Origin of the sequence: Streptomyces sp. NPDC002742, from assembly GCF_042888885.1 — a bacterium.
Classification (GTDB): domain Bacteria; phylum Actinomycetota; class Actinomycetes; order Streptomycetales; family Streptomycetaceae; genus Streptomyces.
On the sequence record NZ_JBIAQF010000025.1, the window covers coordinates 34659 to 49839 of the forward strand.

12 protein-coding genes and 3 pseudogenes are annotated in these 15181 nt (G+C 69.3%); 11 read left to right on the top strand and 4 right to left on the bottom strand.

Annotated features, from left to right (window positions below; genetic code table 11):
• Nucleotides 1-152: 152 nt before the first annotated feature.
• Nucleotides 153-539 carry an ArsR/SmtB family transcription factor gene (locus ACFYW8_RS34135; protein ID WP_389086953.1) on the bottom strand — a complete coding sequence of 129 codons (387 nt, stop codon included), beginning with the start codon at nucleotides 537-539 and terminating at the stop codon, nucleotides 153-155.
• Between the two features lie 94 nt (nucleotides 540-633).
• Here ACFYW8_RS34135 and ACFYW8_RS34140 point away from each other — a divergent pair, with 94 nt between their 5' ends.
• Nucleotides 634-2631, top strand: coding sequence for a heavy metal translocating P-type ATPase (locus ACFYW8_RS34140; RefSeq protein WP_389086958.1), 1998 nt, complete (start codon nucleotides 634-636; stop codon nucleotides 2629-2631).
• Nucleotides 2628-3034, top strand: a pseudogene (locus tag ACFYW8_RS34145) ((2Fe-2S) ferredoxin domain-containing protein). The gene ACFYW8_RS34140 and the pseudogene ACFYW8_RS34145 overlap by 4 nt, the downstream one beginning before the upstream one ends.
• A gap of 171 nt (nucleotides 3035-3205) precedes the next feature.
• Here ACFYW8_RS34145 and ACFYW8_RS34150 read toward each other — a convergent pair.
• Nucleotides 3206-4225: an aldo/keto reductase gene (locus tag ACFYW8_RS34150; RefSeq protein WP_389086963.1), complete on the bottom strand. Its 1020-nt coding sequence runs from the start codon at nucleotides 4223-4225 to the stop codon at nucleotides 3206-3208.
• A gap of 29 nt (nucleotides 4226-4254) precedes the next feature.
• Nucleotides 4255-5142, bottom strand: a complete 888-nt coding sequence (locus ACFYW8_RS34155; RefSeq protein ID WP_389087367.1) for a helix-turn-helix transcriptional regulator — start codon at nucleotides 5140-5142, stop codon at nucleotides 4255-4257.
• 487 nt (nucleotides 5143-5629) lie between these two features.
• On the opposite strand from ACFYW8_RS34155, the gene ACFYW8_RS34160 reads away from it, so the two are divergent.
• The 7 genes and pseudogenes from ACFYW8_RS34160 to ACFYW8_RS34190 all read left to right on the top strand — a co-directional run bounded on the left by ACFYW8_RS34160 (nucleotide 5630) and on the right by ACFYW8_RS34190 (nucleotide 11745).
• On the top strand, nucleotides 5630-6001 hold the full coding sequence (locus ACFYW8_RS34160; protein WP_389086968.1) for a DUF2255 family protein: 372 nt from the start codon (nucleotides 5630-5632) through the stop codon (nucleotides 5999-6001).
• A 58-nt stretch (nucleotides 6002-6059) separates the two neighbouring features.
• Nucleotides 6060-7097, top strand: coding sequence for an alcohol dehydrogenase catalytic domain-containing protein (locus ACFYW8_RS34165; protein WP_389087372.1), 1038 nt, complete (start codon nucleotides 6060-6062; stop codon nucleotides 7095-7097).
• Nucleotides 7094-7894, top strand: coding sequence for a carboxymuconolactone decarboxylase family protein (locus ACFYW8_RS34170; protein WP_389086972.1), 801 nt, complete (start codon nucleotides 7094-7096; stop codon nucleotides 7892-7894). The genes ACFYW8_RS34165 and ACFYW8_RS34170 overlap by 4 nt, the downstream gene beginning before the upstream one ends.
• Complete coding sequence (locus ACFYW8_RS34175) at nucleotides 7891-8730, top strand: SDR family oxidoreductase (protein WP_389086977.1); 840 nt, start codon at nucleotides 7891-7893, stop codon at nucleotides 8728-8730. Before ACFYW8_RS34170 ends, ACFYW8_RS34175 begins: the two co-directional genes overlap by 4 nt.
• Nucleotides 8731-8803: 73 nt before the next feature.
• Nucleotides 8804-9780 (top strand): annotated as a pseudogene (locus ACFYW8_RS34180) (aldo/keto reductase).
• A gap of 293 nt (nucleotides 9781-10073) precedes the next feature.
• Nucleotides 10074-10376: a zinc-binding dehydrogenase gene (locus tag ACFYW8_RS34185; RefSeq protein ID WP_389086982.1), complete on the top strand. Its 303-nt coding sequence runs from the start codon at nucleotides 10074-10076 to the stop codon at nucleotides 10374-10376.
• Between the two features lie 127 nt (nucleotides 10377-10503).
• On the top strand, nucleotides 10504-11745 hold the full coding sequence (locus tag ACFYW8_RS34190) for an IS701 family transposase (RefSeq protein WP_389086987.1): 1242 nt from the start codon (nucleotides 10504-10506) through the stop codon (nucleotides 11743-11745).
• Nucleotides 11746-11977: 232 nt separating this feature from the next.
• Here the strand turns inward: ACFYW8_RS34190 and ACFYW8_RS34195 are convergent, their stop codons facing one another.
• Complete coding sequence (locus tag ACFYW8_RS34195; protein ID WP_389086992.1) at nucleotides 11978-12280, bottom strand: hypothetical protein; 303 nt, start codon at nucleotides 12278-12280, stop codon at nucleotides 11978-11980.
• 186 nt (nucleotides 12281-12466) lie between these two features.
• On the opposite strand from ACFYW8_RS34195, the gene ACFYW8_RS34200 reads away from it, so the two are divergent.
• On the top strand, nucleotides 12467-13588 hold the full coding sequence (locus ACFYW8_RS34200) for an FAD-dependent oxidoreductase (RefSeq protein WP_389086997.1): 1122 nt from the start codon (nucleotides 12467-12469) through the stop codon (nucleotides 13586-13588).
• A gap of 143 nt (nucleotides 13589-13731) precedes the next feature.
• Nucleotides 13732-14778: pseudogene (locus ACFYW8_RS34205) on the top strand (IS701 family transposase); the annotation flags it as partial.
• Between the last annotated feature and the right edge of the window lie 403 nt (nucleotides 14779-15181).

The window sequence follows — 15181 nt, forward strand, 5'->3', positions numbered from 1 at the left end:
ATACCACCGTACGGCGGCTCGACGCACACCATGGGGGCCACCACGGATGCCCCCTGAGCTCCGCCTGGGGAGTGCCCGGTACACCACCTCTGCCCCGCACGATCACACAACGACGTCCTGGACCACCTACGGGAACTCGCAGCAGCGACTGTCTAGGTGTGGGCAGCGGCCGAGACGTCTGTCGCAGGGACATCCCGCAGGCCGAGTCGCAAGTGTTCGACGTGGAAGAGGGCCTGTTCCAAGAGTTCTGCCACGTGGTTGTCGTAGAGGGCGTAGACGATGGAGCGCCCACGACGTTCTCCGGTGACCAGGCCGAGGTTGCGGAGCAGGCGGAGTTGGTGGGAGCAGGCGGAGGCCTCCATACCCACGGCTTGGGCGAGGTCGCCGACCGCGCAGGGGCCTTCCTGGAGGCGGGCCAGGATGTACAGCCGCGACGGGGTCGCGAGAGCCTGGAGGGTGGCGGCGACGTCGGTGGCCCCCGCCGCGTCCAGGCGTTCGCGGGCGGTGGCGGGGTTCTTGTCAGCAGCTCCGTGACCCATGGCGTCCCTCCTACCGGCCACACATGAAGACCTGTTCATGTGTTCCTGTGCTGTGTTGGTGTCGCCTTCTTCCGCCCTGAAGGGTCTTTTTGTCATGCCTTCTGACCTGCTTCAACGGTCCGAACGGGCAGCCCCGGCCGCTCCGCGCACGGCACCGAAGCGCCGCACCCGGGTCTTCGCCCTGGCCGAGGCCCGCTGGGCCGCCGCGGCCCTGGTGCTGTTCCTGGTCGCGCTCCCGCTCCAGCTCACCGGCGCACCCGCCTGGACCTGGGGACCGCTCTACGCCCTCGCCTACGTCACAGGCGGGTGGGAGCCGGCCTGGGCCGGACTGACGGCCCTGCGGGAGAAGACCCTGGACGTCGATCTGCTGATGATCGTGGCCGCGATCGGTGCGGCCGCAATCGGGCAGGTGATGGACGGCGCGCTGCTGATCGTCGTCTTCGCCACCTCCGGAGCCCTGGAGGCTCTGGCGACCGCCCGCACCCAGGACGCGGTCCGCGGACTGCTCGATCTCGCCCCCACCACCGCGACCCGGCTCGCCGACGACGGCAGCGAAGAGACCGTCTCCACCGCGGACCTGGCGGTCGGGGACATCGTCCTGGTGCGCCCCGGAGAACGGGTCGGCGCGGACGGCCAGGTACTGGAAGGCGCCAGCGAGGTCGACCAGGCCAGCATCACCGGTGAGCCGCTGCCGCTCGCCAAGGGCACCGGTGACGAGGTGTTCGCCGGCACCCTGAATGGGACCGGAGCCCTGCGCGTCAGGGTCGAGCGGGACGCCTCGGACTCCGTCATCGCCCGGATCGTGGCCATGGTCGAGGAAGCCTCCGAGACCAAGGCACCCACCCAGTTGTTCATCGAGGAGGTCGAGCAGCGCTACAGCCTCGGCATGGTCGCCGCGACCCTCGCCGTCTTCCTGATCCCCCTGGCGTTCGGCGCGGACCTCACTGGCTCCCTGCTGCGGGCGATGACCTTCATGATCGTGGCCTCACCGTGCGCGGTCGTCCTGGCCACGATGCCGCCGCTGCTCTCGGCCATCGCCAACGCCGGACGCCACGGCGTCCTGGTCAAGTCCGCCGTCGTCATGGAGCGGTTCGGGCAGGTCGACGCGGTCGCCCTCGACAAGACCGGCACCCTCACCGAGGGCACCCCCCGCGTCACCGACATCCGCCCCATGCCCATGGCGGGCCGGGGACTGGACGAAGACACCGTGCTGGCTCTGGCGGCCGCCGCCGAGCGGCCCAGCGAACACCCCCTGGCCCGCGCCGTCGTCGACGCCGCCCGCGCCCGTGGCCTGGCCATCGCCGGCACGCGGGACTTCACGTCCACTCCCGGAGTCGGTGTCACCGGCACCGTCGACGGCCACACCGTCACGGTCGGTGCCCCCGCCCGTCTCCTCGACGGCCACACCGACGCTGATTCCGCCCGTGCGGCGAAGGACGCGGCCAGCCTGGAGGACGGCGGCCGCACGGCCGTCGTGGTCCTGCGCGACGGCGCCCCGGTCGGCGTGCTCGGCATCGCCGACCGCCTGCGCCCCGACGCCGCCGCGACCGTCGCCGCCCTGACCCGCCTGACCGGCCGAACCACGATGCTCGTCACCGGCGACAATCCACGCGCGGCCGCCCGTCTGGCCGCCGAAACCGGCATCACCGGCGACGACGTCCACGCAGGGCTCCTGCCCCAGGACAAGGTGCACGCCGTACAGCGGATGGAGGCCAGCGGCCGCAAGGTGCTGGTCATCGGCGACGGCATCAACGACGCTCCCGCCCTGGCCGCCGCCCACACCGGCATCGCCATGGGCCGCGCCGGGTCCGATCTCGCCCTGGAGACCGCCGACGCCGTCATCGTCCGCGACGAACTCGCCACTGTCCCCAAGGTCATCGCCCTCTCACGGGCAGCCCGACGGCTGGTGGTCCAGAACCTGGTCATCGCCGCAGTCTTCATCTCCGGCCTCGTCATCTGGGACCTCGCGGGCCACCTGCCGCTCCCGCTCGGCGTCCTCGGACACGAGGGCTCCACCGTCATCGTCGGCCTCAACGGACTGCGCCTGCTGCGCGACGCCGCCTGGAACCGCGCCGCAAGGGACACGCAATGAGCCGCCGGACCAAGAAGGCGGCCTCCGCGCCGGGGGCGGCCAGGCCCACCGTCACCGTCTGCCGCGGCTGCTGCTGCGGCACCCCGGCCAAGGTGCCGCGCCTGGACCACGAGGCACAGCTCACCGACCTGCGGACCCAACTGGCCGGCGTCGCGATGGTGCGACGTACCGACTGCCTGGACGCGTGCGAGCGAGCCAACGTCATCGTCATCCAGCCGTCCGCCGAAGGTCGCAAGGCCGGCGGACGCCCCGTCTGGCTTGGGCAGGTCAACGACCCCGACGCCGCCACCGACATTGCACCTGGGTCAAGAACGGGGGCCCCGGCCTCGCCGAGGCGCCCGACATCCTCGACCTCTATACGTTCAGCCCGTCCCGACGTGTCCGCCACGAATTCGAAGACTGAGCACCGCAGCCGAGAACCAAGGTCTCACTCCACAGCGAGGACACGGATGACGGTGGCCATCCGGTGCTGCGTACTGCCCGCGAGCGCCTCCGCAGCGACCCCGGACCCGCCCTCCGCCTCGTGCTCGCCGTCCCGCGTCGACCCGTACCGGTATCTTCTTGCCCTTAACCGTCAGCGGCGTCGCTGGTCGGGGCGGAGGTCGAAGTCGCCGTAGCTGTTGTCGACCGGGTTGACGGTGACGCCGGGGGCAACGATGTCGTCGATGGCGTCGAGTACGTCTGTGGGGAGCGTGACGTCGGCGGCGGGCAAGAACGCCTCCAACTGGTCCATGGTGCGCGGGCCGATGATGGCCGAGGTGACGCCCGGGTGGTTGACGACGAAAGCGACGGCGAGCTCGATCAGCGAGAGGCCGGCCTTCTCCGCCAGGACGGCCAACTGTTCGACAGCGTCGAGCTTGCGCTGGTTGGCAGGTGTGCCCATGTCGAAGCGGGCTGTCGGGCGGGCCGCGGAGGCGGGACCCTCGGCGGCGTTCTTGCGGTAGCGGCCTGAGAGCCAGCCCCCAGAGAGCGGGCTGTAGGTAAGGGTGCCCATGCCGTGGCGGCGCACAGCGGGCAGCACGTCCTCCTCGATGCCGCGGACCAGGATGGAGTACGGCGGCTGCTCGGTTACGAACCGTTCCAGGTTCCGCTCGCGCGAGGTCCACTGGGCCTCGACGATCTGGGACCCGGAGTAGGACGAGGAGCCGATGTAGCGGATCTTGCCCTGGTGTACGAGGTCGGACAGGGCGCCGAGGGTCTCGGCCACGTCCGTGTCCGCGCTGGGACGGTGGACCTGGTAGAGGTCGATGTGGTCGGTGCCCAGGCGGCGCAGAGAGTTCTCGACTTCGCGGATGATCCAGCGCCTGGAGCCGCCCCGCTGGTTGGGATCGTCCTGGTCCATGGGCATGAAGAACTTGGTCGCCAGGAACACATCCTCGCGGCGGTCCTTGAGCGCCTTGCCGACGATCTCCTCGGAGACGCCGGCGGAGTACACGTCGGCAGTGTCGACGAAGTTGATGCCCGCGTCGAGGGCACGGTGGATGATTCGGATCGAGTCGGCCTCGTCCTCGTTGCCCCAGGGGCCGAACATCATGGCGCCCAGGCAGAGCGGGCTGACCTGGACGCCGGTGCGGCCGAGCGGACGGTAGCGCATGAGGCTGTACTCCTTGGTGAGTGGTCGGTTCAGTCGGTCCGGGAGGGAACGATGGTGCCGGCGCCGGCCCAACTGGCGAGGAGGCCGATGGCCTCTTGGTCGTGCGAGTCAGGTTCGGGCGTGTAGACGTTGATGCGCAGGCCCGGGTCAGCGGGCAAGTCCATCGCCTCGTAGGGCAGGGCGAGGTCGCCGACCAGCGGATGGTGAAGGTGCTTGATGCCCGCGCGGTGGAACTTCACGTCGTGGCGGGCCCACAGTCGTGTGAACTCGTCGCTTTTAGTGGTGAGTTCGCCGATCAGGTCGGTCAACGCCTTGTCTTGAGGTGCCCGCCCGGTCTCACTGCGCAAGAAGGCGACCGCATCGTCGGCGGCCTTGTTCCAGTCGGTCCAGAAGTCGTGGCTTGCCGGGTCCAGAAAGAGGAAGCGGGCGGTGTTGACCGGGCCGCGCTGGGCGAACAACGGCGAGTCGAAGACCGGAGCGTACAAGGCTCGCCCGAGGACGTTCGCGGCCAGGATGTCGAAGCGGCCGTTGCGCACATATGCGGGGACGCCGGTCATGGCATCGAGCATCCGCAAGATGGTGGGCCGCACGCGTGAGGCGGTCACCGTGGGCCGCCGTCCCGAAGGAGCGGCGGCACGGGCGAGATCGTAGAGGTGAGCGCGTTCGGCCTCGTTGAGTTGCAGGGCGTGTGCAAGGGATTCGAGTACCGCCTCCGAGACGCCGCTGAGATTGCCGCGCTCCAGGCGGACGTAGTAGTCCACGCTCATGCCCGACAGCAGGGCGACTTCCTCGCGTCGAAGTCCCGCGACGCGGCGATTCCCGCCGTATACCGGCAATCCGGCCTGCTGGGGAGTGATCCGTGCCCGCCGCGTGCTGAGGAATTCGCGGACCGCAGCGGCCAGGTTCTCTTTGTCGATGCCGGTCACGGTCAGGTCCCCTCGCTCGGAGGCGCAAAGCCGGGCAGTGCTTCCCCAGGAAGCCTTCGCAGCGGTGCTGGCCGAGGAGCCGGGGCCATGAGTGCCTCCTGGTCGTTGATCTGTCGGTCTTCCCACCGTAAGTCCGCCGGCCACCGCCCCGGGAGGTACTGCTGTTACCTGTAAGAGCAGTGACTCCCATACGCGAAGGCCAGCGTGTTCCCTTGGAAGGGCCAGCACGGGACGACGCAGAGACCCCAGGCGTACAACCTCCCGGTACGGCGCAGACAGCCTGGGCGGCGAGCCTGCGCGCGGCTCCTGTGGGGCCGAGCGGCGTGCCGCTCACTGCTGACGCGGGTGAAGGCCTGCCCCTGCCGGGCGAGCCGCTGCAGAGCCGAAGTCGCCGCACGGTAGCTGTGTGGAGTCGAGTGCATGCCGCCTGTACGCCGCAGGTTCCGCTGTCGTGGAAACGACGCAGATGGGAGTGATCATGACGAACTGGGAAGAAAGCGAGTTGGTTGCGGTCGGAGCGGCCGAAGAACTGGAACTCCGCTCGCAGCGGGCGGACGGCTCGTTGCGGGCTGCGGTGACGATGTGGGTGGTCCGCTCCGGCCGTCACCTGTACGTGCGGTCGGTCAAGGGCACCGCCGGGCCCTGGTACCGCGGTACACAAGCGCGACACCAGGGCAGCGTCGCAGCAGGTGGAGTGCTCCGGGACGTCGCCTTCCGCGAGGCCGACCCCGACGAATACCAGCAGGTGGACGCCGCTTACCGCACGAAATACGGGCGCTACCCGGCCATCGTCGAGCACGTCCTGACCGACCAGGCCCGCGCGTCCACGCTGCGCCTGGAACCGCGCTGACCTTCTGCGACACCGGCGCCCAACGCCAGACATTCTTTACTTGAAAGGCAAGATCAGCATGCGCGCGACCTTCATGTACGGCCCCGGAGATGTCCGGGTCGAGAACGTTCCCGACCCAAAGATCGTGGACCCGACGGACGCGATCGTTCGGATCACCCTGGCCTGCGTCTGCGGCTCCGACCTGCACCCCTATCACTCGATGGACAAGACCGACGAGGGCGCCCCGATGGGGCACGAGTTCCTCGGCGTCGTCGAGGAGACCGGCTCTGCGGTCACCGGTCTCAAGCGCGGCGACTTCGTCGTCTCGCCGTTCGCGTTCGCCGACAACACGTGCACGATCTGCCGGGACGGCTTCCACACCGCCTGCCCGCACGGCGGCTGGTACGGCGCCGGCGGCGTCGGAGGCGCCCAGGCCGAAGCGATCCGCGTCCCGCAGGCCGACGGCACCCTGGTGAAGCTGCCCGCAGACGTCGACACTGCACTCCTGCCCTCACTGCTCGCCCTCAGCGACGTCTACCTCACCGGCTACCACGCCGCCCACATGGGCCACGTCGAGCCCGGCAAGACCGTCACCGTGATCGGCGACGGCGCGGTGGGCCTGTCCGCGGTGCTCGCCTCCCGCCGCATGGGCGCCAACCGGATCATCCTCATGGGCCGCCACACCTCCCGCACCGACCTGGGCAGGGAGTGGGGCGCCACCGACGTCGTCGCGGAACGCGGCGACGAGGGCATCGGCAAGGTGATGGATCTGACCGGCGGCGAGGGGTCCCACATCGTGCTGGAGGCCGTGGGCCTGATGCCCGCCTACGAGCAGGCCTACGGCATCGTCCGCCCCGGCGGGATCATCTCTCGCGTCGGCGTCCCGCAATACGAGGAGGCTCCCGTCGGCTTCGGCTCGCTGTTCGGGAAGAACGCACAACTCGCCGGCGGTCCCGCCCCCGTGCGCGCCTATCTCGAACCCGCGATCGAGGACGTTCTCGCCGGCCGTATCGATCCCGGCCGTGTCTTCGACGCCGAGGTCAGCCTCGACGCCGTCGCCGACGCCTACAAGGCCATGGACGACCGCACCAACCTCAAGGTCGTGGTGCGCCCGTGACCGCCCGCAAGCCCAACCCGGTCGCCGCGGCCGCGCACGAGCGCCTCTTCCCCGGTCACGTCTCCACGCTCGCGGTCACGGATCCGGAGCTGATCGAGTACTTCGACAACTTCGCCTTCGACGAGGTCCTGCGCCACACCGGCGGGCTCGATGAGCGCACTCGGCTGATGACCCAGCTCGCGGCGATGATCGCGGTCGGTGCGGTCGCCGAGTACCGGGTGATGCTCGGCGCCGCCCTCACCGTCGGCGTCACACCGGTTCAGGTGAAGGAGATCGTCTACCAGGCCGTGCCGTATGCCGGGATGGCCCGCGTCTTCGACTTCCTGCACGCCACCAACGACGTCCTCACCGACCGCGGCATCGAACTGCCCCTCGAAGGCCAGTCCACCACCAGCCCGGACACCCGGATGCAGCAGGGCCTTGCGGTGCAACAGCAGATCGTCGGCGAGAAGGCCGTGGACGCCCTGTACGCGAGCGCGCCCGCGGACGAGCAGCACATCCAGCATTTCCTGAGCGGAAACTGCTTCGGCGACCACTACACCCGCACCGGCATCGACGTGCCCGTCCGAGAGTTGCTCACCTTCGCGATGCTCGCCGCGCTCGGCGGCGCGGACGCCCAGGTCAAGGGGCACGTCGCCGCGAACCTGAACGTCGGCAACACCCGCGCCGCCCTCCTCGCCGTACTGACAGGCCTGCTGCCGTTCATCGGCTACCCCCGCACCCTCAACGCCCTGGCCGCCGTCGACGCCAACGCGCCGGCCGATGCCGCCCCGACCAGGAAGAAGGACGAAGCATGACCTCCCGTACCTGGCTCATCACCGGCGTCAGCAGCGGCTTCGGCCACGCACTGACCACCCAGCTCCTGGAGCGCGGCGATACGGTTATCGGCACCGTCCGCGACCTGGACAAGGTTGCCGACCTGACCGCGAAGTACCCCGACCTCTTCCGTCCGGAAATCCTGGACGTCACCGACAGCGCCGCCGTCCGTAAGACCGTGGACGCCGCGTTCGCCGCAGGCCGCGTCGACGTGATCGTCTCCAACGCCGGATACGGCCTGTTCGGCGCCGCCGAGGAAATCTCCGACACCCAGGTCGACCACATCATCGCCACCAACCTCACCGGCTCCATCACCCTGATCCGCGCCGCTCTGCCCCACCTGCGCGCCCAAGGCGGCGGCCGCATCGTGCAGATGTCCACCTACGGCGGACAGGTCGCCTTCCCCGGCAACTCCATGTACCACGCCACCAAGTGGGGCATCGAAGGGTTCGCCGAGGCGGTCGCCCAGGAGGTCGCTCCGTTCGGCATCGGTGTGACCATCGTCGAACCCGGCGGCGCCCGGACCGAGTTCCGTTACGGCAGCGCCCAGGTCGCCGACCTGATCGACGCCTACGACGGCAACCCCGCCCACGCGTTCCAGGCCATGCTCGACCCGGCCAACGGCCTCGCCCCTGGCGACCCGCATCGGATGGCCGCCCGCATCATCGAGTCCGTCGACGTCGAGCCGGCCCCGCTGCGGATGGTCCTCGGCTCGCAGGCACTGGACGCCACTCTCGGCGTGCTGCGCAAGCGCATCGACGACTTCGAGGCCCAGCGCGACCTGGCGCCGTCCACGGACTTCCCCGCCGGGGAGTAGCTGGCCCCGCCCCGGTCCGGCGCCCGGCGGCGCCGGATGACCGCGCGTTCCAGCCGTCAGGAGAAGCACGATCATGAAGCACATCAAGCTGGGTGACCTGGAGGTCTCCCGGATCGGTCTCGGGGCGATGGGCATGTCCCACGGCCTCACCGGCGCCGGAAGCGACGACGCCGAGTCGATCCGCACCGTGCACCGGGCCATCGACCTCGGCGTCACCCTCATCGACACCGCCGAGATCTACGGCCCCTACATCAATGAAACCCTCCTCGGCCAGGCGCTCACAGGGCGCCGCGACCAGGTCGTCCTCGCGACGAAGTTCGGCCTGGCCGACCATGCCGGCGCCGGCGCGTGGAACCTGAATTCCACCCCCGCCAACATCCGCAGGTCCGTGGAGGGCTCGCTGAAGCGGCTGGGCACCGACCACATCGACCTCTACTACCAGCACCGCGTCGACCCGAACACGCCCATCGAGGAGACCGCCGGCGCCGTCGCCGAGCTGATCGCCGAGGGCAAGGTGCGTCACTTCGGACTGTCCGAGGCCCGCCCCGACACCATCCGCCGCGCCCACGCCGTCCAGCGCGTCACCGCCGTGCAGTCCGAGTACTCGCTGTGGACGCGCGGTATCGAAGACAGAGTCCTGCCCGTACTGCGGGAACTGGGCATCGGCCTCGTCCCGTTCTCGCCGCTAGGACACGGCTTCCTGACCGGCACCGTCCGCGACGAGAACGACTTCGAGGAGGGCGACTTCCGGCGCGGCAACCCGCGGTTCACCGGCGAGAACTTCCAGCGGAACCTGGCACTCGCCGACGAAGTCCAGGCCATCGCCGCGCAGGTGGGCGCCACACCCGCACAGGTCGCCATCGCCTGGCTCCTCGCCCAGGGCGACGACATCGCCCCCATCCCCGGCACCAAGCGCGTGACCGCATCGAGGAGAACACTGCCGCCGACAGCCTCCAACTGGCCCCCGAGGTTCTGGCGAAGCTCTCCAGCCTTCTCTCGGCCGCCGGCGACACCCACAACGAAGCTGGCCTGGCCATGCTGGAACGCTGACCCGCGTCCGCCCACCCCACCCCCACCTGCACGAGAGCAAGGAGCAACCGTGGAGTTCGTCAAGCCGCAGCCCACCGGCAAGGGCCCCGAGAGCTGGTTCAACGGAGACGTCTGGTTCGACGTCATCCACGCCGGCACCGAACCGTCCCGCCTGCGCGCCAACATGGTGCGCTTCGCCCCCGGCGCACGCACCGCCTGGCACCACCACGCCGTCGGCCAGACCCTGCACGTCGTCGCGGGCGTCGCCCTGATCGGCACCCGCGACGGGATCGTCTTCGAGGCCCACCCAGGCGGTGCTGGAAGCCACCGGCGGGAACGGCGTCGACGTAGCCCTCGACCACGTCGGCGGTCCCACCTTCGCCGCCTGCCTGCCCGCCACCCGCACCGACGGCGCCGTGGTCAACGTCGGCCGCCTCGACACCGCCGAATCCACCATCGACCTCGACGCACTCGCCTACCGCCACCTGCGCATCAGCGGAGTCTCCTATGGCTTCACCCGCCCCGCCGAACTCGGCGCCGTCATCGCCAGCGCAGGCGAACACCTGCTGGCCGCCGTCGCCGACGGCCTAGTACTCCAGCAGGATTTCGCTGTCTGACCTGGTCTTTCGCCGGGTGGCGGGAGTGTAGCGGGACTTCGACCGTGCGGGGGCGGTCTCACGGAGACCGCCCCCCGATCGTGCGACAACGCCGCAGGTAGTGACAGCGGCGGGGCAATCACCGAGGGTGATCACCGAGTATGCCGCCGCGCAGTGGGACCTCGAACTGGACGATCTCTTCCTGACTATCGGGCACCGCTTCGGCCGAGTCGAGCTTCGTCGCCGCATGCGCGACTACGTACGCGGGCCGCTCGCCCCGGTGGCCCGCAAGAACAGCTGGCAGTTGGCCGAGCAGGCCGGCCACCGCACGCCCGACGGCCTGCAGCACCTCCTCGCCGGAGCGAAGTGGGAGCCCGATGACATCCGCGACGACCTGCAGGAATACGTCGCCGACAAGCTCGGCGAGAACGACGGCGTGCTGATCATCGACGACACCGGGTTCATCAAGAAGGGCACCACCTCCGCCGGGGTCCAGCGCCAGTACTCCGGAACCGCCGGCCGCACCGAGATCCCCCAGAGGGGTACCCCCAGCCAGATCGGCGTCTTCGCCGCCTACGCCTCCGCCCGCGGCCGGGCTCTGGTCGACCGCGAGCTCTACCTCCCGAAGTCGTGGACCGAGGACCGGGAACGCTGCCGCACCGCAAGGGTCCCCGACGAGCGGGAGTTCGCCACCAAGGGCGAACTGGCCCGGCACATGGTGCTGCGGGCCCTCGCCTCACCGCTGCCCATCGCCTGGGTCACCGCGGATTCCGCCTACGGTCAGGACAGCCGATTCCGTCGGCTGCTGGAGCAGTCGGGTGTCGGCTACGTGCTGGCTGTGCCCAAGTCGCAGTTCAGCGTGGGCTGTTCACGGATCGAGGGTCTGTCCGCGCAGGCCCCGGACGAGGCGTGGGAGAAGATCTCATGCGGCAACGGCGCGAAGGGGCCCCGCGTCTACCACTGGGCAGCAGTGCGGCTGCCGACCGTCGCCGAGTTCGACTATCAGGGCGAGGTCCCCCATCGAATGCGATGGGCACTGGCCCGGCGCAGCATCAGCAAGCCCGACGAGATCGCCTACTACCTCGCCTACGCACCGCTTCAGGTCACCGTCCAGGAGCTGGTGCGGGTCGCCGGCACACGCTGGGCGATCGAGGAGTGCTTCCAGGCCGCGAAGAACGAATGCGGCCTGGACCAGTACGAAGTCCGCCGCTACGTGGGCTGGTATCGGCACATCACTTTGGCCATGCTCGCGCACGCCTTCCTGTCCGCCACGGCACACCAGCCCTGGGAAAAGGGGGCGGAACAGGTGAGACAACCGGGGCCGTCGGGCTCACAGTGGCGGAGGTTCGGCGACTCCTGGCAGCTTGTCGTGCCCGACCCCCGCACCTGAGCGGACACCGCGGACGACACCACGCGCTGAGCTGGTCGAACTGGCGCCGCCGACGCCAAGCAGTCGCCCGCCGCTGTCACTACCTGCGGCGTTGTCGCACGATCGAGGGGCGGTCTCCGTGAGACCGCCCCCGCACGGTCGAAGTCCCGCTACACTCCCGCCACCCGGCGAAAGACCAGGTCAGACAGCGAAATCCTGCTGGAGTACTAGTACTCCAGTCTGGTTTCGTGATCTACCCGGCGGATTCGTCGGGGGTTCGTCGTCGGTAGTGGCTGCGTCGGGCTGTTGCCTGGTGGCGTCTGCGCCAGATGGACCAGTGCAGCAGTCTGGCCGTCGACACGGCAGGCGGGTTGCAGATGGCACCGAAGAGACGGCGGATCTCCGGCACGGTCAGCGTGATTGGATCGAGGCTGTGGTCGAAGTGGTGTGGACCGGCTGGCCGCTGTGGTGCCGCGTCGGCGGCGCCGGCGGTCAGGAAAGCCAGGGCAAGCATGGCGAGCGTGATGTGCCGGTGCCAGGAGGCCCAGTGCCTCACCTGATGCCGAGTTATAGTCACAAAGTCGCGAAAAACGATGTTCCGCGGGCCCACCCGCCGGACATCGCTCGTACATCGATGCAGATGGTTCTGATCGGTGAGCGTCTCCTTGCCGAGATCGGACGTCCCGTCCGCTTTCGGCGCTGACCATCGCCGACGCGTGTCGGCGCGACAGAGGAGCGCAGCATGCAGAAGACCATCGTCATTGTCGGAGCGGGACTGGGCGGACTGACGCTCGCCCGGGTGCTTCAGGCTCACGGTGTCGCCGCGACGATTTACGAGGGTGAGGCTTCGGCGACGACCCGTGCGCAGGGCGGCCTGCTCGACATTCACGTAGAGACCGGACAGGTCGCGCTTCGCGCAGCCGGTCTCTACGACGAGTTCCTCACCCTGGTCCGCCCGGGCGAGGACGCCAAGCGCGTGGTCGACCGCCACGGCACCATCCTGTTCGACATGCCTGCGGACCCCGGTTCGGCCCGTCCAGAGGTGGATCGTGGCGAACTCAGGCGCCTGCTCATCGACTCGCTGGCGCCCGGAACGATCAGGTGGGGTCACAAGCTCGCCTCGGTCCGGCACCGTGTGGAGGGTGGTTACGACCTCACCTTCGCGGAAGGTTCCGCCACGCGCGCGGACATCGTCATCGGCGCGGACGGTGCCTGGTCGAAGGTGCGTCCGCTGCTCACCCCCGCCAAGCCTCTCTACAGCGGAACCTGCTTCATCGAGATCGCCCTCGCCCCGGGCGGCCAGGACTGTCGGGCGAGCGTGGCCGCGATCGGCGGCGGCACGCTGATGGCGGTCGCGCCGGGCAAAGGCATCATCGCCCATCGCTACGCCGACGGGCATATGCGCGGATACGTGGCGCTGAACAAGCCCGAGGGGTGGATGAGGTCGATCGACTTCGGCGACCCGTCCGCGGGCCTGCGTCAACTTGCCGACGAGTTCGATGGCTGGTCGCCGCTGCTTACCGCCTTCGTGACCCAGAGCGACGCGGAACCGTGGCTCCGACCCATCTATGCCCTGCCCGTGGGCCTCACATGGGACAGGGTGCCCGGCGTGACGCTCGTCGGCGACGCCGCGCATCTGATGTCGCCCTTCGCCGGCGAGGGTGCGAACCTTGCCATGTACGACGGCGCTGACCTGGCGAGCAAGCTGGTTGAGCAACCTGACATCGAGGTCGCGCTCACCGCCTACGAAGAGCGGCTGTTCCTGCGTAGTAGCGACGTCGCCGGCCGCTCGGCGAAGAACCTGGAGATCTTCTTCGGCCGGGAAGCACCGCAGAGCGTAGCCACTCTGTTCGATCACTCCTGATACTTCAGTCCGGGTTCGCGATCTTGTCGTGGACCCGGTGGGGAACGGGTACGGCCACCGCGTGACCATCGGGGGTTGTGTGGACTCCTGAAGATCGTGCGGTGGCCGCACGGCATAACGTAGATCCTGCCCGTTGGCGGGCGATGTTCGACCAGGTCATGGACCGGATCGCGGGCCAGTTCGGGCGAGTTGAACCCCGGGCCACGGCCCGCGCCTACCTGCTCGGACTGCTGTCGAGCGTCGGGCGGAAGAACTGTTGGCAACTGGCCGAACAGGCCGGCCATGCCCGGCCCGGGCCGATGCGGCGCCTGCTGCGCTACGCCCGCTGGGACGCCGATGCCGTCCGCGACGACCTGCGTGCCTACGCCGTCGAACACCTCGGCGCCGACGGCGGCGTTCTCGTGGTCGACGAGACCGGCTTCCTGAAGAAGGGCCGGTCCTCGGCGGGAGTGCAGAGGCCGTACACCGGCACCGCGGGACGCATCGAGAACGCCCAGGTCGGCGTGTTCCTCGCCCTGGCCACCGAGCGGGGACGGGCCCTGATCGGCCGTCGGCTCTACCTGCCCGAGCACTCCTGGTCCGATGATCCCGAACGCCGCACCGCGGCCGGGATACCCGAGACGGTGCAGTTCGCCACCAAGCCCCGTCTGGCCTCGGAGATGATCGCCGCTGCGCTGGACGCCGGCATCACCGCCTCCTGGGTGACCGGCGACGAAGCCTACGGCCAGGACCCCCAGCTCCGCGCCGCCCTGGAAACACGCGGCACCGGCTACGTGATGGCCGTTGCCTGCTCGATGCGGGTGAGGATCAAGCACGGCCGCACGCCCATCCGCGCGGACACCGTCGCCGGCCGCCTGCCCGCCACGGCCTGGCAGCGCCACAGCGCCGGAAACGGTGCGAAAGGCCCGCGGTACTACGACTGGGCCTGGATCCACATCGGCACCGACAGCCACCGGCACCTGCTCATCCGCCGCAACCGGTCGACCGGCGAACTCGCCTTCTACCTGTGCTGGTCACCCACCGAAGTGCCCCTGTCCGAACTGGTCCGCGTCGCCGGTGTCCGCTGGAGCGTCGAGGAGTGCTTCCAGGCAGCCAAGGGCCAGGTCGGTCTCGACCATTACCAGGTCCGCAACTGGACCTCCTGGCACCGGCACATCACCCTCGCCATACTTGCCCTGGCCTTCCTGGCCTTCCTGGCCTTCCTGGCCGCCCTCGCCGCCGACGCGGCCCCCGAACGGCCCGATGACGCATACCACCCCGTCCGCAGCCGCGATCCGATCACGCTGACCGTCCCGGAGATCCGACACCTACTCGTCGCCGTCTTCGACCCACCAGCCGTGACCGTGGCCAGACTGCTGCACTGGTCCAACTGGCGTCGGCGCCACCAGGCAACAGCCCGACGCAGCCACTACCGACGACGAGCCGCCGATGAACCCACTGGATAGATCACGAAACCGCACTGGAGTACTAGGCCGGTTCGTTTGGATCACTTCCGCTGGCCGAGGTTGTCGTTGATGATGTCCGTGTGACTCACCGCATCAGCGCTCTGATCTCGGCCTTCGGCGTTCTTGCCAGCGTGATGTTGCTCATTCT

Coding starts and splice junctions, on each gene's coding strand:
- ACFYW8_RS34150 (WP_389086963.1), bottom strand. CDS start 4,225: ATGCGCTACCGTCCGCTCGGCCGCACCGGCGTCCAGGTCAGCCCGCTC.
- ACFYW8_RS34200 (WP_389086997.1), top strand. CDS start 12,467: ATGCAGAAGACCATCGTCATTGTCGGAGCGGGACTGGGCGGACTGACG.
- ACFYW8_RS34175 (WP_389086977.1), top strand. CDS start 7,891: ATGACCTCCCGTACCTGGCTCATCACCGGCGTCAGCAGCGGCTTCGGC.
- ACFYW8_RS34140 (WP_389086958.1), top strand. CDS start 634: ATGCCTTCTGACCTGCTTCAACGGTCCGAACGGGCAGCCCCGGCCGCT.
- ACFYW8_RS34160 (WP_389086968.1), top strand. CDS start 5,630: ATGACGAACTGGGAAGAAAGCGAGTTGGTTGCGGTCGGAGCGGCCGAA.
- ACFYW8_RS34135 (WP_389086953.1), bottom strand. CDS start 539: ATGGGTCACGGAGCTGCTGACAAGAACCCCGCCACCGCCCGCGAACGC.
- ACFYW8_RS34165 (WP_389087372.1), top strand. CDS start 6,060: ATGCGCGCGACCTTCATGTACGGCCCCGGAGATGTCCGGGTCGAGAAC.